Origin of the sequence: Sulfurimonas sp., assembly GCF_029027585.1 — a bacterium.
Classification (GTDB): domain Bacteria; phylum Campylobacterota; class Campylobacteria; order Campylobacterales; family Sulfurimonadaceae; genus Sulfurimonas.
The window spans coordinates 1,646,232-1,669,000 of the sequence record NZ_CP093397.1 but is presented as its reverse complement, the minus strand read 5'-3'; the positions used below and the strand labels follow the sequence as shown (position 1 = coordinate 1,669,000).

Annotated in this window: 27 protein-coding genes; 3 read left to right on the top strand and 24 right to left on the bottom strand. The window is 32.0% G+C overall.

The features are described 5' to 3' along the window. Nucleotide 1: 1 nt before the first annotated feature. Nucleotides 2-745 (top strand): exonuclease domain-containing protein, encoded by a 744-nt coding sequence (locus MOV50_RS08755; RefSeq protein ID WP_321777528.1) that lies wholly within the window; start codon nt 2-4, stop codon nt 743-745. On the opposite strand, the gene MOV50_RS08750 is transcribed toward MOV50_RS08755, so the two are convergent. The 4 genes from MOV50_RS08750 to MOV50_RS08735 form a co-directional block, all read right to left on the bottom strand. After that, on the bottom strand, nt 742-1,932 hold the full coding sequence (locus tag MOV50_RS08750; RefSeq protein ID WP_321777527.1) for an adenylate/guanylate cyclase domain-containing protein: 1,191 nt from the start codon (nt 1,930-1,932) through the stop codon (nt 742-744). The two genes, MOV50_RS08755 and MOV50_RS08750, sit on opposite strands and share 4 nt — an antisense overlap. Nucleotides 1,933-1,993: 61 nt before the next feature. Further along, complete coding sequence (locus tag MOV50_RS08745) at nt 1,994-3,199, bottom strand: IS3 family transposase (protein ID WP_321777475.1); 1,206 nt, start codon at nt 3,197-3,199, stop codon at nt 1,994-1,996. A gap of 83 nt (nt 3,200-3,282) precedes the next feature. Continuing rightward, entirely contained in the window at nt 3,283-3,855 is a 573-nt protein-coding gene (locus MOV50_RS08740) for a CDC27 family protein (RefSeq protein ID WP_321777526.1), read from the bottom strand. A 51-nt stretch (nt 3,856-3,906) separates the two neighbouring features. After that, nucleotides 3,907-5,049, bottom strand: a complete 1,143-nt coding sequence (locus MOV50_RS08735) for a Na+/H+ antiporter NhaC family protein (protein ID WP_321777525.1) — start codon at nt 5,047-5,049, stop codon at nt 3,907-3,909. Here MOV50_RS08735 and MOV50_RS08730 point away from each other — a divergent pair. Continuing rightward, on the top strand, nt 5,048-5,224 hold the full coding sequence (locus tag MOV50_RS08730) for a hypothetical protein (protein WP_321777524.1): 177 nt from the start codon (nt 5,048-5,050) through the stop codon (nt 5,222-5,224). The genes MOV50_RS08735 and MOV50_RS08730 overlap by 2 nt on opposite strands. 57 nt (nt 5,225-5,281) lie before the next feature. On the opposite strand, the gene MOV50_RS08725 is transcribed toward MOV50_RS08730, so the two are convergent. Further along, nucleotides 5,282-5,905: an acyl-CoA acyltransferase gene (locus MOV50_RS08725; protein WP_321777523.1), complete on the bottom strand. Its 624-nt coding sequence runs from the start codon at nt 5,903-5,905 to the stop codon at nt 5,282-5,284. A 53-nt stretch (nt 5,906-5,958) separates the two neighbouring features. Between MOV50_RS08725 and MOV50_RS08720 the strand changes: the two genes are divergently transcribed. Beyond that, on the top strand, nt 5,959-6,639 hold the full coding sequence (locus tag MOV50_RS08720; RefSeq protein ID WP_321777522.1) for a L,D-transpeptidase family protein: 681 nt from the start codon (nt 5,959-5,961) through the stop codon (nt 6,637-6,639). Here MOV50_RS08720 and MOV50_RS08715 read toward each other — a convergent pair. From MOV50_RS08715 to mqnP, 19 genes are all read right to left on the bottom strand, one after another. After that, nucleotides 6,623-8,590 (bottom strand): diguanylate cyclase, encoded by a 1,968-nt coding sequence (locus MOV50_RS08715; protein WP_321777521.1) that lies wholly within the window; start codon nt 8,588-8,590, stop codon nt 6,623-6,625. The two genes, MOV50_RS08720 and MOV50_RS08715, sit on opposite strands and share 17 nt — an antisense overlap. Nucleotides 8,591-8,604: 14 nt before the next feature. Continuing rightward, complete coding sequence (gene argS, locus MOV50_RS08710) at nt 8,605-10,200, bottom strand: arginine--tRNA ligase (protein WP_321777520.1); 1,596 nt, start codon at nt 10,198-10,200, stop codon at nt 8,605-8,607. A gap of 3 nt (nt 10,201-10,203) precedes the next feature. Further along, complete coding sequence (locus MOV50_RS08705; RefSeq protein WP_321777519.1) at nt 10,204-10,440, bottom strand: twin-arginine translocase TatA/TatE family subunit; 237 nt, start codon at nt 10,438-10,440, stop codon at nt 10,204-10,206. Between the two features lie 55 nt (nt 10,441-10,495). Continuing rightward, nucleotides 10,496-11,122, bottom strand: coding sequence for a guanylate kinase (gmk, locus tag MOV50_RS08700; protein ID WP_321777518.1), 627 nt, complete (start codon nt 11,120-11,122; stop codon nt 10,496-10,498). Continuing rightward, the gene (locus MOV50_RS08695; RefSeq protein WP_321777517.1) at nt 11,122-12,525 is read right to left on the bottom strand and encodes a DNA topoisomerase IV; all 1,404 of its coding nucleotides are present in this window, start codon (nt 12,523-12,525) and stop codon (nt 11,122-11,124) included. Before MOV50_RS08695 ends, gmk begins: the two co-directional genes overlap by 1 nt. A 51-nt stretch (nt 12,526-12,576) precedes the next feature. Continuing rightward, on the bottom strand, nt 12,577-13,341 hold the full coding sequence (gene fliR / locus MOV50_RS08690) for a flagellar biosynthetic protein FliR (protein ID WP_321777516.1): 765 nt from the start codon (nt 13,339-13,341) through the stop codon (nt 12,577-12,579). Beyond that, nucleotides 13,341-13,985, bottom strand: coding sequence for an ABC transporter ATP-binding protein (locus tag MOV50_RS08685; RefSeq protein WP_321777515.1), 645 nt, complete (start codon nt 13,983-13,985; stop codon nt 13,341-13,343). The genes fliR and MOV50_RS08685 overlap by 1 nt, the downstream gene beginning before the upstream one ends. Before the next feature lie 60 nt (nt 13,986-14,045). After that, nucleotides 14,046-15,098, bottom strand: coding sequence for a translation elongation factor Ts (gene tsf, locus MOV50_RS08680; protein ID WP_321777514.1), 1,053 nt, complete (start codon nt 15,096-15,098; stop codon nt 14,046-14,048). Between the two features lie 2 nt (nt 15,099-15,100). Further along, a complete protein-coding gene (rpsB, locus tag MOV50_RS08675) occupies nt 15,101-15,895 on the bottom strand; it encodes a 30S ribosomal protein S2 (RefSeq protein ID WP_321777513.1) in 795 nt (264 codons plus the stop codon). Between the two features lie 178 nt (nt 15,896-16,073). Continuing rightward, the gene (gene bcp / locus MOV50_RS08670) at nt 16,074-16,541 is read right to left on the bottom strand and encodes a thioredoxin-dependent thiol peroxidase (protein WP_321777512.1); all 468 of its coding nucleotides are present in this window, start codon (nt 16,539-16,541) and stop codon (nt 16,074-16,076) included. 226 nt (nt 16,542-16,767) lie between these two features. Next, nucleotides 16,768-17,223, bottom strand: coding sequence for a DUF420 domain-containing protein (locus MOV50_RS08665; protein ID WP_321777511.1), 456 nt, complete (start codon nt 17,221-17,223; stop codon nt 16,768-16,770). Further along, nucleotides 17,223-17,825, bottom strand: coding sequence for a DedA family protein (locus tag MOV50_RS08660; RefSeq protein ID WP_321777510.1), 603 nt, complete (start codon nt 17,823-17,825; stop codon nt 17,223-17,225). The genes MOV50_RS08665 and MOV50_RS08660 overlap by 1 nt, the downstream gene beginning before the upstream one ends. A gap of 18 nt (nt 17,826-17,843) precedes the next feature. Then, a complete protein-coding gene (locus tag MOV50_RS08655; RefSeq protein WP_321777509.1) occupies nt 17,844-18,251 on the bottom strand; it encodes a HEPN domain-containing protein in 408 nt (135 codons plus the stop codon). Next, nucleotides 18,241-18,564, bottom strand: a complete 324-nt coding sequence (locus tag MOV50_RS08650; RefSeq protein ID WP_321777508.1) for a nucleotidyltransferase domain-containing protein — start codon at nt 18,562-18,564, stop codon at nt 18,241-18,243. Before MOV50_RS08650 ends, MOV50_RS08655 begins: the two co-directional genes overlap by 11 nt. A 12-nt stretch (nt 18,565-18,576) precedes the next feature. After that, on the bottom strand, nt 18,577-19,596 hold the full coding sequence (murG, locus tag MOV50_RS08645) for an undecaprenyldiphospho-muramoylpentapeptide beta-N-acetylglucosaminyltransferase (protein WP_321777507.1): 1,020 nt from the start codon (nt 19,594-19,596) through the stop codon (nt 18,577-18,579). Nucleotides 19,597-19,610: 14 nt separating this feature from the next. Then, nucleotides 19,611-20,774: an FtsW/RodA/SpoVE family cell cycle protein gene (locus MOV50_RS08640; RefSeq protein ID WP_321777506.1), complete on the bottom strand. Its 1,164-nt coding sequence runs from the start codon at nt 20,772-20,774 to the stop codon at nt 19,611-19,613. 12 nt (nt 20,775-20,786) lie between these two features. Next, nucleotides 20,787-21,308 carry a hypothetical protein gene (locus MOV50_RS08635; RefSeq protein ID WP_321777505.1) on the bottom strand — a complete coding sequence of 174 codons (522 nt, stop codon included), beginning with the start codon at nt 21,306-21,308 and terminating at the stop codon, nt 20,787-20,789. After that, a complete protein-coding gene (locus tag MOV50_RS08630; protein ID WP_321777504.1) occupies nt 21,305-21,820 on the bottom strand; it encodes a hypothetical protein in 516 nt (171 codons plus the stop codon). The genes MOV50_RS08635 and MOV50_RS08630 overlap by 4 nt, the downstream gene beginning before the upstream one ends. Then, nucleotides 21,817-22,677, bottom strand: a complete 861-nt coding sequence (gene mqnP / locus MOV50_RS08625; protein ID WP_321777503.1) for a menaquinone biosynthesis prenyltransferase MqnP — start codon at nt 22,675-22,677, stop codon at nt 21,817-21,819. The genes MOV50_RS08630 and mqnP overlap by 4 nt, the downstream gene beginning before the upstream one ends. Nucleotides 22,678-22,769: the final 92 nt, after the last annotated feature.

Below are 22,769 nucleotides of genomic sequence, written 5' to 3'. Positions count from 1 at the left end.
ATTGGCAAAAAGATATGTGATTTTAGATACTGAAACAACAGGTGTTGGTGAAAACGACAGAGTAATCCAACTAGGTTACATGGTTTTAGGTACAAAAGATATAGAAGTTCACAATGAGTTTTTTTCTTGTGACACACCCATAGGATTTGGTGCGATGGAAGTTCATGGTATAACTCCTGATATGCTTGAAGGTAAAAATAGTTGTCAAGATAGCAAAAGTTATAAAAGACTCAAAGAGTTAAACACAGATGATAATTATATGATAATTCATAATGCTCCTTTTGATTTAGGAATGCTTGAAAAAGAAGGTTTTATCTCTAAAATGAAAGTTATTGATACACTTAGAGTTGCAAAACATATATTGCCAGATGAAGAGGCTCACAGACTTCAATATTTTCGCTATAAAATGGATATATATAAAGAAGAACAAAAAGAAGCAGATGCCCTTGGTATCGAAGTTAAAGCTCATGACGCTATTGGTGATGTTTTGATTTTAAAACTTTTTCTCTCAAAACTAAAAGAGTTAGTAAGTGCCAAATTTGCAGATGCCAATCCTGTTGATAAAATGGTTGAATTAACTTCCACTCCTATCTTAGTTAAAAGCTTTAGATTTGGAAAACATAAAGGTAAAACTTTACAAGAAGTAGCAAGTAGTGACGCTGGATATCTTAGATGGATGCTAACAGGCATGGAAAATTTAGATGAAGATATGAGATATTCTATAAATCATGTTTTAGGCGTCTAACCCTTAGTAGTATGAACAAATACTCCATCAAAATCTTTTGGTGGCATCTCTATATAGTGTTCGCATCTATCCACATAAATGTCACAAATTTTTAAATTACTTTTATTCTCTTGTGCATTTAACTCTTTAAAAATCACTAAAGCATCTGAAAATTTTTCAGCCTTATATAAATCTATTGCTTTATGATATTGTTCAAGTTCAATAAGAAGTTTTTCTCTACTTTCATAAAAAATAGGTTCTTCACCTTCTCTATCAAAATCATGAATTTGCCAAATCTCAATAGGTTCTATCTTACCTTTAACTCTTACTAAATCTAAAAAACGGTAGATATAATCTCCCTTTAGCATCTCTTTTGTAAAGTTTGAAATATTTAATCTTGAGTTATAGTATTTACACAAAGATTCAAGTCTTGCACCAAGATTTATCGGGTCACCTATGGCGGTATAATCTGAACGCATACTAGAGCCCATCTCTCCAACAATAGCGATACCACTATTTAATCCTATACCAATATCAACTATCGGGATATTATTCTTATCTGACATCTCTATAACATTTGTATAATCTATATTTGTTCTTAAAGTTTCATTTAAACTTTTAAGTTGATGAAGTTGTCTAAGACTAGCACAAACTGCTCTATCAGCATGATTATCAACCTCAAGTGGAGCATTCCAGTAAGCCATAATAGCATCGCCTATATACTTATCAACAGTACCTTTTTCATCAATGATTATTTCAGTCATTGGCTCCATTATCTCGTTCATAAACTTTATAAGTGATTTGGCATTGCCCATAGCTTCAGAAATATTTGTAAAACCTCGAACATCAGAGAAGAAAACTGTTATCTCTTTTTCTGCACCATCAAGAGCATCTGAATCCGCATGATTTAAAATATCTTCCATAACACTAGCACTTACCTTCGTAGCAAATTTACCTTTAATCATATCTTTTTGACGCGTTTCAAACATATAGTTTACAGCCAAAGTTCCTAAAAGTGCAACAAAAGCAGAAGCAAGAGGAAAAATAGAGTTTAGTATAACTAACTCGGTAAAAAGGAGATAATAATTTGCATACATAATCCCAAAAAATGAGATAGGAAAAACAATACTAAGAAGCAAGAGAGAAAGTCTTGAATATATAAAAATAATAACAAAAGCGATAAGAATAATAGCCAAAATATCAGCCAACTCTGCCTATAATGGTTCCCTTTTTCAAGACCAGTAAAACAAGTTTTCTTATTTTACCTCTTTACGATACCAGTGGTAACAGTTTTGCTCCTTTAGGATCTAAATTATTGACAGCTTTATAATAAACTTCATTTGGAGTTTTATATCCAATCGCCGAATGTAATCTTTTTTTGTTGTAAGAGTTCATATATATTTTTATTGCTCGATTGAGAGATTTTATATTCTTATATTCATTCAGATAAATTTCTTCATACTTAATACTTCGCCAGAATCTTTCGATGCAAATATTATCAGTAGCTCTACCTTTTCCATCCATTGAAATTTTAATGTTGTGTTTTTTGAGAATATCAACATGAACTTTTGAAGTATATTGACTTCCCTGGTCTGTGTTAAATATCTCTGGTTTAGGATAAAATGCGAGTGCTTCATTTAACACACTTTTAACTAAGGAAATATCCATTGTGTTAGAAAGTTTCCATGAGAGTATTTTTTTACTATGCCAATCTATTATTGCGGCTAAATATACAAAGCCTTTTTCCAGTTTGATATAAGTAATATCTGTACTCCAGACTTGATTAGTTTTTTCAATTACAACACGTCCAGCATAATCTCTAAAATCTTTTAGGAGATATGGATACTTATAATGTTCTTTGTTTGCTGTAGTGGTCTTAGGCTTAGGATACAAGGCTTCTATACCCATATACTTCATAGCTTTCTTAACGAACTTTTTCCCTATGCTATACCCATCTCTTAAAAGTTGAGCATGAATTCTTCTACTTCCATATGATGGAAAGTCTGAATATATATTATTTATAGCATCTAATATTTTCAAGTCTTTACCTCTACTAAACGGTTTAGTTGGAGTATAGTACAAACTCGACTTACTTACCTGTAGCAATTGACACTGCTTATTCTGTGATAATTTATGCTTAGCATCAAGTAGAGTTTTTCTCTCTTTAGATGAGGCCAAGCTTTTTAGCTTTTCCACAAGAAAATCCTTCTCAACAATTGTCTCTCCAAGTTTTTTTGCAATTGCATCTTTTTCATATTTAAGAGTATCAATTTCATCTTTGTATTCTTTTACAACAGTACTTTTATCAAATGCTAATGACATATTCTCAAGAAACTGTTTTTTCCAATTTCTTAAACTTAGAGGTAGGACTTCATATCCACTAGCTATTTCATTAACAGTTTTTTCACCCTCTAAAACTTCCAGTACTACTTTTGCTTTAAAATTTGCACTATAACTTTTTCTTTTTGCATTCATATTTAATTCCTATATTCTCTATTTCAATTTTATCATTTTTGAAATAAGAAAACAAATTTTACTGGTTCAGTTTTAGGGGTTCATTATACTTGAATGGCTGTGTCTGAATCTTCTGAAGCGGGAAATGTAGAACTATCTGTTTCATACTCTCCACCAATAGCACCATAATTTACATTTGAATCATAAAGCCAGTCAAGGTTTATGGTCGCATAAGTAAATGATTTTTGTTGAACTTTAGTAACTTTAGATAAGTATAGTTCTATATTTGTTCGTATGTTTTGAGGTATGTTGGGATTGTCTAAAACTTCCTTAAATGCCAACTCCGAATCTTCATACATCTTTAGCATAAAGTAAGTTCTTGCCATTTGTAACTTATTACTAAGATTTGAAGGCTCAAGCATCTCAACTCTCTCAAAAGCTGCTAAAGCTGCTTCATAATTTCCTGTTTCAAAAGCTGAACGACCAAAGTAGTAATTTGCATTAGCATCTGAGAGTTTACTTAGATATATTTTTGAAAATATCGCATAACTACTCTTAAAGTCTTTTGCTTTGTAAGACTTAACTGCCTTTTCATACTCTACTTCGTTACTATCACTAATTTCACCACCAAACACAAAGATTGGCAATAACACAATCAATATTAGAAATATCTTCACTTAATCCACCCTTAAATAATCTTATTTAATATTATAGCACTTTTTATTTGTTTAGCGTATAAAAGAAAAAATTATAAAAAGAGTTATGGCTATAAAAGCACTTATGAGTGCATAAGGAAGTTGAGTTTGGACATGTTCTATAACTTCACAATCACTCGCCATAGAAGAGATAATAGTAGTGTCTGAGATAGGAGAACAATGGTCACCAAAAATCCCACCAGATATAACTGCTCCAATAGTTAAAGCGACATCAGCGTCCATGATAACTGCCATAGGTACGGCAATAGGAATCATAATACTAAAAGTTCCCCACGATGTTCCTGTTGAAAAAGAGATAAGCGAACTTACTAAAAATATGACTGTTGCTAAAAAATATATATTGAGATTTTCATTTGCTAAAGATGCTAAATACTCTCCTGTTTTTAGCTCACTTGTAACCTCTCCAATGCCAAAAGAAAAAAGTAAAATCATAGCGATGGGAAAAAGTTTTTTTGCTCCTTTAAAGGCTGTTTTAGTCCAAACACTCAACGACATGTTTTTTGTAGGCACATAATAGATAAGTGTAAATATAAGAGTGCTAAATACCGTATAAAAAATGGCGCTTGAGCCACTACCTTTTAAAATATCCCCACCACCACTTAAATATAAAAAAACAAAAACCAAAGCAACCATTAAAAGTATTGGTAAAACCATATAGTTCATACTTGGAGTATTTAAACTTGTTGTTTGAATATTTGTAGCTTTAAATTGTGTATATTTCATTGGACCGATATTTATATTAAAGTAAATTGCTACAAAAGTAACCACCAAAGCACTCATGGCATAAAAGTTATAAATAACTGCATCTATAAGGATAGAAACTGCATTACCTTCTATCTGCCCTAAAGATATTTGAGTTGAAATAAGTCCAAGCAGTAAAGCACCCCAACCATTAAAAACAAGAAGTGAGCTTATAGGTGCTGATGTTGAGTCACAAACAAAGGCTAACTTTGCTTGAGGAATTTTGTATTTTTGACAAAAAGGTCGTCCTACTGCCCCAGCAATAAGTGAAGTGATGGAAGATTCTATAAAGATAACAACACCTATAAAATAACTAAGCATCAAAGATGATTTTTGCGACTTAACAATTTTTACACGATTTTGCATAAAATCTACAAAACCTTCTATCCCTCTACTTCTTTCTATCAAAGCCATGATACTTCCAACAAAAATGGCGAAACCTAAGGTTTTTAATATCCAAGCTTTTGAGAGTAATGTTATAAAAAGAGTAAGCAAAGCATCTAGAGAGTTTAAAATATTAAAATCATTGAGTATGACAAGACCAAGTAAAATACCACTAAAAAGAGAGAGGAGAACGCTTCTTGTGTAAAGTGCTAAAACTATGGCAAAGAGAGATGGAACGAGAGAAAGTATGGAGGTTTCTATATTAAAACTCGAAAGCTAAAAGAACTAAACCTGCTCTACCAAATTTTTCTCTATATATTTCACACTCTTTTTGCTTAACTTCTTTAAAGCCTAACTTTTTATAGTATAAAAGTGTTTCTAGTGAACCTATTTCCACCATAGACTGAACGATTCTATAACCTTTAAGTCTTGCCGTTAATAAACTTTTTTGCATTAATGATTTTAAGATGCCAACATCCATGTAACCTTCAAGCTCTTCCATATAGTCAAAAACTAAAGTTCTTGTATTTAACTCAAAATCACATGCTTCTTGAATCTCTAAAAAGATTTTGTGACCATCTGAACAACCAATCTCATTTAAAGCATCTAAGAAACTTTGAGTTGTTGCGATTCTTGGCTCATAACTGCAAAGGCTTCCAACATTTTCACCATCTATCTCAGCAATCAAAAAGTTGCTAAAATGACATTGATTTTTTACATCTGCTTTGATTAGTTTTTCAATACTTGCTAAAGTACCACTATCACCAAGATGACCAAAAATCAAATCAAACATACCAAACTGTTTATCTGCTCTAGAACTTTGCAAAATCATCTGTGCTAAAAAAGGCGAATCTGTACTTTGTGCTTTTTTTATTTTTATACTCATAACTCTTTTCACTTTTTAATTAAATTCATATAATAGTAATAGTACCATATCTTATGATAAAAACTTTCTTAATTTTAGTAATTTTACAAAATTTGCTGTTTTCTTCACAACAAATAATCTTAGTTATTAGTCAAGATTATACAAATTCAAAAGCTAAACTAACATGTTATGAAGATGAGATAAAAGTCTTTGAAACCATAGATGTAAATATAGGTAAAAATGGCTTAGGCTTCGGTTTGGGCGAACTTAAACTAGAAGAAAATAGACAAAATATCGTTAAAAAAGAAGGCGATAAAAAAGCACCTATTGGTATCTTTAAACTAACAAATACCTTCGGATATGATAAAAAACAAAAATCTATACTAAATTATATTTATTTAGAAAAAAATCTCATTTGTGTTGATGACTCAGACTCAAAATACTATAACAAAATTATCCAGATGCCAAAAAACAAACCAAAAAGTTTTGAGATTATGAAAAGAGAAGATAATCAGTATGAATTAGGCGTAGTTGTACAACACAACAAAGAACAAAAAAAACAAGCAGGTTCATGTATCTTTTTACATGTTCAAAAAAACATAAATGCTCCAACAGCAGGTTGTACTTCCATGACATTTCAAGATATGAAAAAAATTGTAGAGTGGTTAGACGGGAGTAAAAATCCCATTTTGATTCAAGTGCCTAAAAGCTCTCTCCCAGAGATAAAAAAACTTTATCCTAAGCTTCCTCTTTAACAACTACAACCTGATTTCGTCCTTTTTGTTTTGCTATATATAAAGCTTGATCAGTTTTTTTATATATCTCATCTAATGTAGAGTTGTCGTTAGTAACCATAATGTAAACTCCACTAGAAATTGTTAAAAATTTTGAGACTTTATTTTTAATATGTTGTATTTCTAATTTTTCTATATTTTCTCTTACTTTATTTACTAATAAAACAGCATCTTCATACTTTTGAACATGAAAAAGCAAGCCAAACTCTTCCCCACCTAATCTAAAAGTATAGTCATCAGGACGCTTTAGAATAGTTTTTAAGGATTTTGACACAAGTTTTAAAGCGGTGTCACCCTCTTGATGTCCATAAGTATCATTATATTGTTTAAAATAATCTATATCAATAATTGCAAAAGCTAACAAATACTTTTCTCTTTTACAAATCTCTATTTGTTGAGCAAAAATATCATCAAAATATCTCCTATTATATAAAGAAGTTAAACCATCCGTTATTGCTATCTCTTCAACCTTTTTCTTATTTGTTATATCATATCTTATTGCTACATAACTAAAGATATTGCCATGGCTATCAAATTCAGGGGAAATATTCGCATAAACCCAATAATAACTACCATCTTTTTTTCTATTTTTTACTTCACCCTTCCAAACTTTACCACTTTGAATAATTTTCCACATATATCTAAATGCTTCTTTTGGCATATCTTGATGTCTTATAATATTATGAGGTTTCCCTAATAACTCTTCTTTTGAATATTGTGATATTTCACAAAATGCATCACTTGCCTCTGTAATAATACCTTTTAAATCTGTCCTTGAGAATATTATATATTTACTCATAATAATTAAACTTTTTTCTAATGCCTGAGAGTTGTCTTCTATTATTAAGTGTAATTGTTCCAAATCTTTGTTTGTTTTTTTTAACATATGGTGTCTATATAATAAAAAAATTATTATTAAAAAAATAAATCCAGTAACAGCATAGAGTTCTTCTTTAGTATAGACTTTTTCTTTCCATTGATTGTTAAATAAAAATTCATTGTATCTACTAGCATTATTAATTAATCCATAATTATGTAATATATCATGCCATCTATAGATTTCTTCTTTATTGATATCACCTATTTTAAACTGCTCTTGTAAAAAAAGTTTTTTAATCTCTTTTGCTTCAAATTCTAGTGCTTTGATAGATTTTTTTAAAGAATTATTATATTTAGAGTATATTAGCTTCACAACTTCATCATTATTTTCTAAGGCATATTTCCAGCCTCTATTTGTAGCATCTATGAAAGCTTCTATTCTTACTTTAGTATATTTATCTATATTCTTTTGCAGTGTAAACATATTAACTGCTCCAGAGTTAAATCCATAATCTTTAGGGTCTAATATATTATAAGGAATACTTTCTACTTCAAGTCTGTATAATTCATTTGTTTTATATACTTCCATAGCATCTGTTTTATTATCAATTAAATCTTGAATATCATAACTATTTTCTTTAAAAATTATTTTATTATAATCAACACCTAAATGCTTAAACATAAAATCAATAGGGGTATTTAAAAGCCTTTCCTTACTAGACATGATAGATTTACCTTCTAAATCTTTAGGATGCTTTATTGTTGTATTGGTAGCGATAATTAGAGGGGATTCTTTGAAATAATTTGCTAAAAGGACTATATTGTTTTCTTGCCTTTCTAGCATATATAAACTATCGCTAATAGCAAAAGTTGTTTTGTTTTTTAACATATCTTCAATTGTTTTAGTATTATTAGTAAACTCTTTTAGTTTAACTTCAAATCCTATATCTTCATAATAACCTTTCTCTTTAGCTACTATAAAACCAGCATATTCAAATTGATACTTCCAATTTAATTGTATTGATACTTTATCTATATTATTATCAGCAATTAAAGATATTGCCATAAATAAAAATATAAATATAATATTCATTTAAAATTCCTTACTTAAACTTCCTCTTTAGACATACTATCTTTAGCTTCTATACCAAGAAGGGATAGTCCAGTTTTAAGTGAAAGTGCTACAACCAAAAGAAGTTTTAAAAGTTTTACCTCATCTTGTGTTCCTATGATTCTACAATCATAATAAAACTTATGCAGAGATGCTGCTAATGCTTTTAAATAATCAGCTAATTTTTGAACTTGACGAGAAGAAAATGCATCTTCAACTATTTCAGGAAGTAAAAGTGCATCAAACAAAAGTACATCTGCATTTTCATTAAGACCAATTAGTTTACTTTTTAGTATCTCTTCTTTTGAAAAGTTTGATTTTGATAAAATCGTTTTGATACGAGCATGAGCATACTGAATGTAAAAGATAGGGTTTGAGCTATCTTGTTTTTTAAACTCCGCTAAGTCAAACTCTAAGGCTGTGTCAGATTTCTTAGATGCAAAGATAAAACGAAGTGCATCAGCACCAATCTCATCAACAATATCACTCATTAAAATCACATTACCTGCCCGTTTACTCATCTTATAAGGTTCGCCATCTTTAAGTAGTGAAACCATTTGAGAAAGTAGAGTTTCAAGTTTCTTAGAGTCATAACCTAAATACTCAACAGCAGCATTTACTCTTGGAATATAACCATGATGGTCTGCTCCCCAGATGTTTATATAGTGATCGTACCCTCGTTCAAACTTTTGGTTATGATAAACTATATCACCAGCTAAATAAGTTGGGCGTCCATCTTCTCGAACAACAACTCTATCGTTATCATCACCTTTTGCCTCAGATGCTATCCAGATTTTTTCATCTTTTTTATAGATGCCATCACCCATCTTTTGCATAACTCTATCCCAATCATCATACAAAGATGATTCATTGACAAAAGTATCAAAGTGAATGTTTAAGTCTGCTAGGGAATTTACAACTATCTCCATCACTCCATCTTTTGCCCAAAGTGCAAGTTCTTTTTGACGAGTTTTATCGCTTAAAATTTCTTTACCGAACTTCTCAACGGCACCCTCAGCTAAAGCTTTTAAATAATCTCCACGATAGTAACTCTCAGGGTAATCTACTTTTTCTTTAAGTATATTTTCTCTGCCCCAAAGTTGAATAGAAAGACCAAGTAAATCTATTTGATTTCCTGCGTCATTTACATAGTACTCTGCTGTGATATCATACCCTAGATGCTTTGCTAAACGATACAGTGTATCGCCATAAACAGCACCTCTAGCATGACCTATATGAAGCGGACCTGTTGGGTTTGCACTAACAAACTCTAAAAGAATTTTGGATTTTTTATCTTGTTTAGCAAATTCTTGTGGATTATCAAGTGCCCAAGTACTGTACTGACTTAAAAAAACTTCACTAAGGCGAAAGTTTAAGTAACCTTTTACAGACTCAACACTAGAAAAAATTTCTGATTCATTAAATGAAGATGCTAATTCCTCAGCTATTATCATAGGGGACTTTCTAAGTTCCTTAGCTAAAGAAAAAGCGATTGGAGTAGCAAAATGTCCAAAAGATCTATCTTTTGGTTTTTCTAAAACAACCTCACGACCAAACTTTTCACGCAAAAGCGCCGATACTCGTTGTTTCAAAGATTATGCTTGAGTTGTAGTTTTTGGAGTTTCAGTTGAAGCAACTTCTTCGCTTGATTCTACTTTTTTAGGAGCTTCAGTTGTAACAACTTCTGGCTCATCAACTTCTTTCATTTCACTTTTAAAGTTTTTGATTCCTTTACCAATACCTTTTGCTAAGTCAGGTATCTTTTTTGCACCAAATAAAAGTACAATTATTCCAAATATTATTAATAGTTCTGTTCCACCAGGCATTCCCATGCTTATTTCCTTTTTTTAAGTTTTGTAGTATAGCTACTCTTTGCTGTAACTACTCTTATTGTTCTATATCTTCCCATTTTTGAGCAAACTCATTTATATCTTGCATAGGCACTTTAAGTCTAGATGCAAGAGCAATAGTTCTTAGAGTTTGTGCCGCTTCTTCTAAGTCATCATTTATAACTAAATAGTCATACTCACTGATACGCTGTATCTCTTTTTTTGCCATACTTACTCGTCTATCTATAACTTCTTGAGTATCAGTTTTACGAGCTTCTAGGCGATGTTTTAAGATAGAAAGTGTTGGAGGAGAAATAAAAACAGAAGTTGTTATATCGCCAAGACGATTATTTACAACCGTATTTCCTTGAACATCTATATCAAAAATCACAAGTTTACCTGCTTTTAATGCTCTTTTGACAGGCTTCAAAGATGTTCCATAGTAATTTCCATGAACAAAAGCATACTCTAAAAAATACTCATCATTTATATCTTGCTTAAACTCTTCTTCACTAACAAAGTGATAGTGAATTCCATTTGTTTCGCCTTCACGAATTTTACGAGTTGTTGTTGAAATGGAAAAGTAAGACTCTCCAATATCATGGATTATCTCATTTAAAAGTGTACTTTTACCTGCACCACTTGGACCTGAAAGAACTAAAATTGCTCCGCTATTATTATTCACTATTTGTCACCTATTGTTATATTTATACTAATTTTCATGCCTTTCATAGATGCGCAAACCTCTTCATTGCTAAGAGCTTTAAGTAGTTTTTTAAGTGCTTGTACACCATCATCACTAGAACTTTCAACTATCTCTTGCACAGCTTCTACTTCATCTGATTGCAGTATTTCTTCTACTACTTCTTCACCTATTGCTAGTTTTATGTCTTTTTCGTTAAGTGCATCTAAACCATCTATATCATTTACTGCAATATCTAAAAGTGTATCAGCATCTAATTCACTTTCTAAGTCTTCTTCGCTTAGTTCTAAAACAGCACTTTGTATTTGTGTTTCTATATCTAGTTCTTCTTCAATACTTTCTTCTTTAACTTCTTCTTCAAGCTCCAGCTCTTCCTCTTGAGGTTCTTCTGTAAGTTCTAGCTCTTCTTCCAATTCATCTTCATCAAGACTTAAATCATCATCTTCAAGTTCTAACTCTTCTTCTTGAGTTTCTTCTGTAAGTTTTATTTCTTCTTCGTCCAACTCTTCTGAATTCACTTCTTCAAGGCTAAGGTCATCATCCTCTAACTCTAACTCTTCATCAAGACTTTCTTCCTCTTTTTCTTCGACTATTGCTTCAAGTTCATCTTCATCAAGATTCAGGTCATTGTCATCAAGCTCTTCTTCGTTACTTAACTCTTCGAGTTTATCAAGTTCATCACTTATTTCTTCTTCATCCAACTCTTCTGAATTTACTTCTTCAAGTTCTTCTTCCAAGTCATCAGTTTTAAACTCATCAAGTTCTTCTAACTCATCTTCCTCTTCTAAAAGTTCTTGTACTTCTTGTAACTCATCTTTATCTAATACACCTTCACCTAAATCATCTTCTTCATCTAAAGATAACTCGTCAAGTTCTAAGTCTAACTCTAAGTCAATATCTTCTAAATCCTCATCTTCAATGTCATCTAAAGAAAGTTCATCTAATTCATCCTCTTCTTCAATCTCAACTTCATCTAAAGACTCTAACTCTTCTTCAACTGCTTCTGGTTCTTCTTGTGTTTTTTCCTCTTCTTCTTGGGGTTTTTCACTTTCAAGGTTTATTGTACTTGCTTCTTGAGCTAAACTTACAAATAGTTCTACCAAGTCCGTTGGTAAAAATGGTTTTCTTAAAGTTTCACTAAAACCTAAAATTTCTTTGGCATCTCTTGAACATATATATAATGATTTATGATATTTTATTTTACTTTGAACTTCACTCATAACATCTTCACTATACAAAGTATCATCTAGTATAAACAAGTCACATGAGCTTTGTGTAATATCTGCAATACTATCTATAATTTCTAATTTATCTGAAGTTTTTTGAGCGCTCAGCGTTACAAGTTTTGTAACAACTGGATTATCATTTAAAAGTAATATATTCACATCAGTTCCTTTTGAAGCTTGAGTCTATTGACATTATTGTAGCAAAAAAAACTAAAAAAGCATCTCTAAATAATTAAAAGCATCTTGCATTTGTATTTTTAAAATAAGCATTGCCGAAGCAAAGGTCGCAATAAGAACCATAAAAGCTACCATAATCTTAATAGGAAAGCCTATAACAAGCAGATTAAACTGAGGCATAGTCTTCATGAGCATACCAAAAATAATGTCTGCTAACCATGATAAAGCGATGATAGGAAAAGCTATCATAAAACCAACTATGAGCATATTTGAAGCGGCTTGTATGATATAGTTAAAAAGATTTTCAGTCATTATAAAACCGCCTAGAGGTATAGCACTAAGTGATTTGTCAATATAGAGTAGCATCCAGTGATGAAGGTCGATTGCTAAAAGAACCATCAGCCCCATTAACGATAAAAATTGTGAGATAATTGGCATCGAAACACCACTTTGTGGGTCAATCGCACTTGCCATAGAAAACCCCATCATAAAAGATATGATTCCACCTGCAAAAGTTATAACATTGTAAGATAAAAGTAGAACTGTCCCTATCGCTAAACCAAAAAATAACTCACTAAGTATGGCAAGAATAATACTCGCAGTATTTATCTCTATTTCTAGAGGTGGCATCGATGAGTAAAAAACTATAGTAAAGAAAAAAGCCATACTAGCTTTTATGGTTGGTGGAATATTTTTATGTGAAAAAATTGGCGTTGCAATAAAAAGTGCAGCAAAACGAAAAAACAAAAGAATAAAACCAACTATATAAGTATCGGTAAAAATACTAGGCCATGTCATTACTGTATCCTAATTAACTCTTTATTTTCAAGTCTATAAACTTTTTTACACTTGTAAGCCAACTCTTCATCATGCGTTACAAGAATCATTCCTGCACTGTTTTTTTCAATATACTCAAAAAATATATTCATAACTTCATTTGCAGTTGTTTTATCTAAGTTTCCTGTTGGTTCATCTACAAACAAAATTTTAGGTTGTTTTGTCAAAACTCTAGCGATAGAAACTCTTTGTTGCTGTCCGCCTGAAAGTTCAGTTACTTTTTGATTTATACCCTCGTAAATCTTTAAGCGTTTTAAAATATCATCATCTATTTTTTTATCTGAAAGCATCGCTGCAACTTCTAAATTTTCTTTAGCGCTAAAACCTTTAAAAAGATAGTGAGATTGAAAAACAAGACCAAGTTTATCACGCTTTATCTGGGCTAGTCTTTTTTTACTCATACTAAATACATCTTCATTTAAGATACTTACTTTACCGCTATCAGGGATTAAAAGAGTAGATAGTATATGTAAAAATGTAGATTTGCCACTTCCACTAATACCGATAATAGCAATAGATTCTTTTTCTTGCAAATCAAGAGATAGATTGGAAAATAGTTCATACTCAAAAGTATGTGAAATGTTTTTAGCTGATAGTAAATTCATAGTAGGGATTATAGCAAGTTAAGTAAAAAAATAAGCAAAAAAAAAGGTTAAGCTAAAAGCTTAACCCATTTGAGCAGCAACTTCTGCTGCGAAATCATCTTCTCTTTTCTCGATTCCTTCACCAACTTCAAGGCGAATAAATTCAGTAATCTCAGCAGTACCACCAAGAGCTTTAGCTGCAGCTTCAACAGCTTGTGCAACTGTTAACTTGTCATCTAAAACATATTGTTGGTCTAGTAGAGCTTGTTCTTGATCTAGTAGTGTGTTATCTAAAATAAAACGAGCCAATTGACCTGGTACAATCTTATCCCAAATTTTTTCTGGTTTATTTTGCTCTTTAAGTTTAGCTTTGATGTCAGACTCAGCTTGAGCCATAACAGCATCAGTTAGTTGCATCATAGAAATGAATTGAGGTACATTTTTAAGAGGTTTTTTAAGACGAGATAACTCTTCATTTTCTTTCTTAAGTGCCTCGATGCGACCTTTTGTTTCACCATCAACATAATCAGAATCAAAATCTTTATAAGATAGCGTTGTTGGTTTCATTGCAGATGTATGCATTGCAACTTGCTTAAGAAATGGTACCATTCCCTTTGCAGTTTTTTCACTATCACATTTAGCAGTAATGATAACAGCTATACGATTGGTTGAGTGAATATAACCATTAAGTGCAGTTGTAGCGTCAGCATTAAGAGTAGAAAAACGACGAAGTTCAATCTTCTCACCAATCTTAGTTACAGCAGTTGCAAATTTTTCACCAAATGCAGAGCTATTAAAAGCCTCAACATCAGCAGGTTGGTTATCATAGATTTCTTGTGCAGAATCTTTTACAAGATTTTGGAAACCTTCATTTTGAGCAACAAAGTCAGTTTCAGAGTTAATCTCAATAATAGTTGCTTTAGAAAAATCATCAGCAATTACAAATCCTGCAAGACCTTCAGCAGCAATTCTAGTTGCTGATTTTTTAGCAGCTTTAGCGATACCTCTTTCTTTTAACCATGCAGTCGCTTTATCCATATCTCCATCACACTCAACAAGTGCTTTTTTACAGTCCATCATACCAGCGTCTGTAGCTGCTCTTAGTTCTTTAACTTGTGCTGCTGTAACTGCCATGATTATGCTTCCTCAGTTTTTGCTGGTGCTTCAGTCGCCTCAGCTTTTACTGCTTCTTCTTCGCTCGCAACTTCTTCTGCTTGCTCTTCTTCTACTTGCTCTTCTTCAGCAGGTGCATCTCTAAGAGCTTTACCTTCATTGATTGCAGCAGTCATCTCACGACAAAAAAGTTGAATAGAACGGATAGCATCATCATTACCAGGAATTGGGTAATCGATTAAATCTGGATCACAGTTAGTATCTAGTGGAGCAACAACTGGGATTTTAAGACATCTTGCTTCTAAAACAGCAATATGCTCTTTTACTGCATCTACAACAAATAACATATCTGGAAGTTTTTTCATGTTTCTGATTCCACCGAAATATGCTTCAAGTTTAATTTTTTTACGACCAAGCATTAAAGCTTCTTTCTTAGTTAAAAGATCAATTTGACCATTTTCTTGCATCTCAGTGATGATGTCAAGTTTACGGATAGATTTTTGAATAGTTGGGAAGTTAGTAAGCATACCACCTAACCATCTGTTATCTACATAAGGCATATTACAATCAAGAGCTGCTTGTTTTACAGAGTTACGAGCTTGTTTTTTAGTACCAACGAAAAGGATAACTTTACCTTCAGCTGCTGCGTCCATAACGATTGTATATGTATTACGGAAATAACGAAGAGTTTTTTGTAAATCGATAATATAGATATTTTTACGAACACCAAAGATGTATTTTTTCATTTTCGGGTTCCAACGACGAGTTTGGTGTCCAAAGTGTACACCACATTCTAATAGGTCTTTCATAGTTACCATAGGTAATCCTTAAGTGACTTTTAACAAGCCAAGAGTTTTACTAGTTTGTCTTTGAGAATGTCGGACAAGTTTCTTTAAAAAAAGAAGTTGCACTAGCTTTTGACACAATCTGTTAATGTTTTTTTAATGCTTATGCAATTAAGAAAAATCTGCGAATTATACTCAAATTTTGTTTAACTTAAGCTTTTAAGTTCTCTAACTCAGCTTGAACTTTTGCAACATGCTCTTTAACTCTAACCTTTTCAAAGACTGCTTTTACAACTCCCTGCGGATTTATGATAAAAGTCGTTCTTACGATGCCCATATACTCTTTTCCGTAATTTTTCTTTAACTGCCAAACACCATACTCTTGCATCATTTTAGTATCTTCATCACTAAGTAGTGTTATTCCTAATTCTTTTTTTTCTATAAAATTTCTATGTTTTTTAGTGCTATCTGCACTAACACCCAAGATGATGGCATCTAAGTCTGAAAAATCAGGTGCTGCCTCTGTAAATTCACAAGCTTCAGTCGTACATCCAGGAGTATTATCTCTTGGATAAAAATACAAAACTATCCATTTTCCCTTTAAATCTCTTGAACATATCTCTATATCATCTTGGTTTGGTAAACAAAATTCTGGTGCTTTTTCATCGATTTTTATCATTTTTTTATTCCTTAATTTTATTTCATTACCCTCAAGGGGCACCTTGAAAATGAAGGAAACCCTTCATATATTCATTACGGTATCGGAAGTATACCCTCAGGGGGCACCTCGATTCCGCTACCTACGCTTCTGCACTAAAGTGCGACTTAGAAAAAAACTAAATTTTTTTCTGAACGCTTAGTTTCCTTCAGCAGGAAGCTCAAAGCACTAGTGCTTTTAATTTGTTTTAGTAGACAAACATCAAGAAGTAGACCCAAATTCCTGTAAGTGATGTCATTACAACTCCACCAAAAGTTATGAGTCCTGCCTTTTTATGCTTGTTAAGTTGTATCTGTTTTTTCGCCATAAAAATAGTTACAGCCCAAATGACAAGAGTAATAGTAGAAATAATAATATGAAAAATCAAAACTATAAGTGCGTAACTATGTGACACACCGCTCTCTTTCATGAAAAAATCAAAGCCACCACCCATTCTAACCCCTATCTCAAAATAGGTTAAGACTATCACAGAAAACGCAAAAATAAATACTTGCGAATAGGCATGATATTTATACTTTTTCTTTCTTGCCAAGTAGATAGCACTCGCAACAAGCATAGGAAGAAGTGAAACTATCAGAGTTACAAAGTCCATGAAAAATGGAGCACGAGTACCTAAAAAACCTGTTTCAAACATATAATTCATTATTTAGCCTTTTGTTTTTGATAATAAGCATACCATGAGCCAAGTAAAAGTAAAACAACAACTACGCTAATGGTTATTTGTTTTAAGTAAGTATCTATCAACTCTTGATTTTCGCCTATAAAGTATCCTAACATCGTAAGTATCAAAGCCCAGATGCCAGCACCTAAAGCTGTGTAAGTGGAAAATACAATTAAGTTCATTCGAGCAAGTCCAGCAGGAATGGAAATTAACTGTCTAATCCCAGGAATAAGCCTTCCTATAAAAGTAGAAATGTGCCCATGTTTAGCAAAAAAACCATCCATTTTATCTAAAGCACTCTCTTTTATAAAAAAGTATCTTCCATATCTTTTAAGTATTTTTCTACCCAATGTAAGAGCAAGATAGTAGTTTATAAAAGCCCCAACTAAAGAACCACCCAAAGCACTAGCCATTATCATAGAGATAGACATATCCCCTTTAGATGCTAGATAACCAGCTGGGATAAGAACTATTTCACTTGGAAAAGGGATAAATGAACTCTCTATCGCCATAAGTAAAAATATACCTAAATATCCCCAATCAAATATCAAATCTACTATTGTTTGTGCTATCTCTTTTATCATTTCACTTCTTTAGGAGTATTATTTAATATCATCTTTTTCTATTTTAAATTTTTTACATATTTTCTCATATAAATCTTGCGTAAATTCTAAAATTTCTATTATTTCTTCTTTTGGGGGCAAAGAATAGTATGGATTTGGATACCTATCTTCTTTAAAATATTGTGTTGCTTTTTCTAAAAAATCTATTTCATTTTCAGTAATATCTAATTCATCTTTTATATTTACATATATTTCTACTAAGTCATGTGACTTTTTAATCTGTTGGTTATTATATGCAAAAATAGCTTTTAGCATTTTTTCTAGTGATTGTTGTAAGTCATTTCCTATACTGTCGGTGTAATGATTAGCATCTAATAAAATTTCGGCTGATTTTAAATCATGATAAGAAATTCTTAACCACTCAATAGCACTAACTTTATTTGGCATATAAAACTTTCCCTTTTTCTAGTATATCTATCTTATAAAAATAGTCTTCTCTTGTTGTTAAAAACTCTTGCGAAGAGTTTAAAATATCAAATCCTACTCCATACTCAAACACTATATCTCTTAGTAATTTTCTTGCCTTTAGTTTGTACTCTCTAACTTTTTCTTTTTCAACATTTTGCACAAGATATAAGTCTATATCACTATCTTTATTTGGACTACCATAAGCATAAGAACCAAACAATATAATTTTATCTGGATTAAGTGATTTTAATCTATCTACTATTTTTACTTTTATTTTTTCTATATCAATCATGTTTAATTATACCTAAATTATACACTTCGAAACATCTCGTACCATCTGCAATGCCACATCTTTTTTACCGTACTGCATCAAGGCTCTACTTTTATACTCTAGTGGCTCACCTAAAATGGCTAAAAATTTATCTTTTAAATCTTCGCTTTCTCTCTCACACCAGCCTAGTTCTTTTTCTTGGATAAATTTTGCGTTGTGGTATTGATGGTCACCTGCGGCATGAGGATATGGAACATAAAAAGCGGGGCAACCATTTGTTGTTAGTTCCCAAAGTGTACTAGCCCCTGCTCTACTTACAGCTAAGTCAGAACTTTGAATCAAGCGTGTAAGCTCTTTTGTAAAGCCATACAATCTTACTTCGATACCTAAAATTTCATAAGCTTTTTTAACTCTTTCATAGTCACTTTCACCTGCTTGATGAATAATTTTTATTCCTTTTTTACTGAGTGTAGATGCCACCCTTAAAGCTAAGTCATTTATAGCTTTTGCACCATGTGAGCCACCTAAAAATATAACTGTTTTTAAATTTTCTCGAACTCTTGCACTTTCATAAAATATATCTTTAACAGGATAACCTTTAATAGGAGAATCTTTCTCATAAGCACTTATAAATCTCTTTGCATAAGGTTTTAAAAGTGAGTTTAGCCTTCCTTTTACTGCATTTTGTTCATGTATAAAAAGAGGTATTTTCATAGAAATACTAGCTAGTGATGCAGGTGCTGCTGAAAAACCGCCAACACTATAAACAGCATCTATACTATGCTTTTTTAAAATTTCTCTTGATTTTAAAAAAGCACTAAACACTTTAAAAAGTGCTTTTATTTTACCTAGTCCTTTTTGGTTTACAACACCTGTTGTTTGTAAAAAGTGACACGCACTAAAAAACTCAGAATGTTCAAAATATTTTTTATCTTGTCCTTTAGTTGAGCCTATAAAAATCACTTCATGCCCATCTTTTTTTGCAGCCAAAGACAGAGCCTCTGCTATCATAAGATGACCACCCGTTCCACCACCAGTAATACAAAGTTTCATAAAATCATCTCCATCTACTCTAAGTCTGCTTTTTTAGATGCCATAAGTACCATACCAATAGCAATAGATGCTGCTATCATAGCCGAACCACCATAACTCAAAAATGGTACAGAAATACCTTTAATAGGAGTAATTCCACTGATACCATAAGCATTCACAATAAAAGCAAAAGAAAGTAAAAGACCTATGCCTAAAGAAAAAAGGTAGATACTTGTGTCTTTTGAACGGTTTGCGATTTTAAAGATTCTTTGAAGTATCCACATAAATAAAAATACTACAAATAAAACACCAAAAAAACCAAACTCCTCCGCTAAACCTGCCAAAACAAAGTCAGTATGAACTTCACTTAAAAAACCAAGTTTAAAAGTTCCCCCACCCAAACCTGTTCCAAACATTCCACCATTATGAATGGCATTTATCGAGTGCCCTATTTGATATGGTTCTATCTCTGTTGGAACTCTTAACTTTTCTGCGATGCTAGTTGGAAAAAGTTCTAAGACACTATTTTGAGCCAATGCCCACCAAGATTTTATACGCGTAATTCTATGTTCTGCTGTAAAGATAAAAAACATAAAAAAGCTTAAAGATATAAAAAGAAGTGAAAGAAAAAACCTAAAACTACTTCCTGCAAACATCAACATAAAAAGAAGCGTCATTCCAAGAACTACAACTTGTCCTAGGTCATTTTGAACAAAAGCTATCATAAACATAGCCCCCACAAATACAAGTGCATAAGGTATAAAGCGTTTAAACTCCGCACCTATTCCCATACCAGCATGATCTCCTAGTTTTCTAGAAAAACTCCAAGCCAAAAAGTAAACAAAACCAACTTTAAAAAACTCAACAGGAGCAATAGAAAATCCAAAAACTTTTATCCATCTTTTTGCTCCACCAACAGCAGAAACCAAAAATTCTGGTAAAAATGGCATAGCTATCATTAAAATTGCTGAGCCTATAAAAAGAGTAAAACCAATAGGTGCTAACCACTCATCAGGGTCAAGTTGAGCCAATAACCAAATGATGATAACTCCCATCAAACCAAAAGCGGCTTGTCTTATTGCAAAGTGAAACTCACTAACTCCAAAAAGCAGTGTTGTATATGCTGATAAAGAATATGTAAGGATTATACTAATAAGAATTAATATTGATACCAATGCAAAAAGTTTTCTATCAGCCATAAGTAAAAAACCCTATTTTATTTTGTTGATTTTTAGAACAAACTCAACTTCTGCTTTTGATATATGTAGCTCTTTAGAGATAGTTTCTAAAGAAACACCTTGTTTAAATAGTGAGATAATTTTTTCATCATCATTTCCATGAACTGAACTTGGAATAGAGATTTGCTTTATTCCATTTTCTAAAGTTGCCATTCGAGAGTTCAACTGTCCATCTATATCTAAAAGGGTTTGTTCTAGTTTTTTAAGACCAAGAGAAAGAGGACTTACCATATCATAAACTGTTCTCTCTACTTCTTCATATATATTTTCATCACTCATTCTATTATTGTTATCTTTTATATTTTTAGCTGTGCTATCTAGCTCTTTTTTTAAGTAATATATATCTCTGTTTAATTCTTCAACAACAGATGCAACAGAGTGAATATTTTTATTGAACTCCGAATCTTTTGAAAAAACATAATATAAAAGATATAAAATCATAGCCGCCATTGCAACTACAATATACTCGATATTTATAAACTCTGTATAATTCATTTTGCTTTTGCCTCACGAATAAGAACTCTCTCTCTTGCTGTCAAGTAAACTCCCCACTCTTTTTGATCTCTTTCATGTATTTTAGTTATTTCTACAAGTGACTTGTCAAGTGCTTTAAAAAATACAGCTACATCTCTTTTTGGATGAACTGGCATCTCAACTCTCCCATAATACTCAACTCCTACCTCTAAAACATCTTCTTCTAGTTTAAAGTGATCAAAACCTATGGACTCTATCTTTACCGCATTTATTAGCGACAATCTTTTTGGAACTTCATTTTTCAAAAACATCTCTAGAGCATCTATTTTTCTATGGAGTTCTACTACAAGATTTAAAAGAACAGGGTCAGTTTCAGAAGTTTCTCCTCTACCTTTTGCAAGTTTTAGCCATTGACTTATCGGGTCATCATCACTTTCACTTAGTTGAGAATACTCTCGTAAAAACTCTTCTTTATCAAGAGATGCTTCACTATAAACTAAACTAATAGGAACAGGTACTAAACGAACACTCATGAGAACACCTTATCTAAAACTATAAATACAAAAAATGCTATGCCTAAGTATCCATTTATTGTAAAAAAAGCACGATCTATTTTTGTAAAATCTTTTCTTACTAAATAATGTTCATAAGAAAGCATGATGGCACTTAAAATCACTGCACTAAAAGCAAAGATGCCAAGACCAGCCACCCAAACAAACAAAGCCCAAAAAATCACACTAAGCATATGAAAAAATGCAGAGATAAAAAGAGTAGCATCTGAGCCATAACGAGAAGGAATAGAATGCAAGTCGTTTTCTCTATCAAAATCCATATCTTGAAGTGAGTAAAGCAAGTCAAATCCTGCAACCCAAAATATCACACCTAAACTCAAAATAACAGACCAAGCAGGTATAGATGCTTGAACCGCCACAACCCCAGCAATAGGAGCTAAACCTAAAGAGATGCCAAGAATAATATGTGCTAAATGAGAAAAACGCTTAAAGTATGAGTAAGAGCCAAGAACTACTAGGATAGGAACACTTAAGTAAAATGCTAAATCATTTATCATATATGCAACAGCAATAAAAACTATGAAATTTACGGCTATAAATATTAAGATGCTAAAAGCATCTAGTCTTCCATCTACATTTGGTCTAGAAGCCGTTCTAGGATTCCTGGAATCTATATCTCTATCTGCATATCGGTTAACACCCATCGCAAAGTTTCTAGCACTTACAGCCGCTAACGCACCCATAAGTAAAAGCCAGAATCCAAACCAACCATCTGCTGCTACAATCATAGCTATAAAGATAAAAGGAAGCGAGAAAATAGAGTGTTCAAACATCACAAGTTCGTTAAAATCTTTTAATTTATTTATATATTTTTGCAACTAATTACCTTAAAATATTATTGTGTGTTATTTTATCTAAAGTTGATTTAAGATTTAATAATTCTGTAGAGCCAGACATAACTACACCTGTT

Coding starts and splice junctions, on each gene's coding strand:
- MOV50_RS08730 (WP_321777524.1), top strand. CDS start 5,048: ATGATACTTCCAACAAAAATGGCGAAACCTAAGGTTTTTAATATCCAA.
- murG (WP_321777507.1), bottom strand. CDS start 19,596: ATGAAACTTTGTATTACTGGTGGTGGAACGGGTGGTCATCTTATGATA.
- MOV50_RS08630 (WP_321777504.1), bottom strand. CDS start 21,820: ATGAGTGTTCGTTTAGTACCTGTTCCTATTAGTTTAGTTTATAGTGAA.
- MOV50_RS08660 (WP_321777510.1), bottom strand. CDS start 17,825: ATGATAAAAGAGATAGCACAAACAATAGTAGATTTGATATTTGATTGG.
- tsf (WP_321777514.1), bottom strand. CDS start 15,098: ATGGCAGTTACAGCAGCACAAGTTAAAGAACTAAGAGCAGCTACAGAC.
- MOV50_RS08635 (WP_321777505.1), bottom strand. CDS start 21,308: ATGAATTATACAGAGTTTATAAATATCGAGTATATTGTAGTTGCAATG.
- fliR (WP_321777516.1), bottom strand. CDS start 13,341: ATGACATGGCCTAGTATTTTTACCGATACTTATATAGTTGGTTTTATT.
- MOV50_RS08685 (WP_321777515.1), bottom strand. CDS start 13,985: ATGAATTTACTATCAGCTAAAAACATTTCACATACTTTTGAGTATGAA.
- bcp (WP_321777512.1), bottom strand. CDS start 16,541: ATGATAAAAATCGATGAAAAAGCACCAGAATTTTGTTTACCAAACCAA.
- MOV50_RS08725 (WP_321777523.1), bottom strand. CDS start 5,905: ATGAGTATAAAAATAAAAAAAGCACAAAGTACAGATTCGCCTTTTTTA.
- MOV50_RS08640 (WP_321777506.1), bottom strand. CDS start 20,774: ATGGCTGATAGAAAACTTTTTGCATTGGTATCAATATTAATTCTTATT.
- MOV50_RS08705 (WP_321777519.1), bottom strand. CDS start 10,440: ATGGGAATGCCTGGTGGAACAGAACTATTAATAATATTTGGAATAATT.
- MOV50_RS08650 (WP_321777508.1), bottom strand. CDS start 18,564: ATGATTGATATAGAAAAAATAAAAGTAAAAATAGTAGATAGATTAAAA.
- MOV50_RS08735 (WP_321777525.1), bottom strand. CDS start 5,049: ATGGCTTTGATAGAAAGAAGTAGAGGGATAGAAGGTTTTGTAGATTTT.
- MOV50_RS08720 (WP_321777522.1), top strand. CDS start 5,959: ATGATAAAAACTTTCTTAATTTTAGTAATTTTACAAAATTTGCTGTTT.
- MOV50_RS08745 (WP_321777475.1), bottom strand. CDS start 3,199: ATGAATGCAAAAAGAAAAAGTTATAGTGCAAATTTTAAAGCAAAAGTA.
- MOV50_RS08665 (WP_321777511.1), bottom strand. CDS start 17,223: ATGAATTATATGTTTGAAACAGGTTTTTTAGGTACTCGTGCTCCATTT.
- rpsB (WP_321777513.1), bottom strand. CDS start 15,895: ATGGTAACTATGAAAGACCTATTAGAATGTGGTGTACACTTTGGACAC.
- MOV50_RS08655 (WP_321777509.1), bottom strand. CDS start 18,251: ATGCCAAATAAAGTTAGTGCTATTGAGTGGTTAAGAATTTCTTATCAT.
- MOV50_RS08715 (WP_321777521.1), bottom strand. CDS start 8,590: ATGAATATTATATTTATATTTTTATTTATGGCAATATCTTTAATTGCT.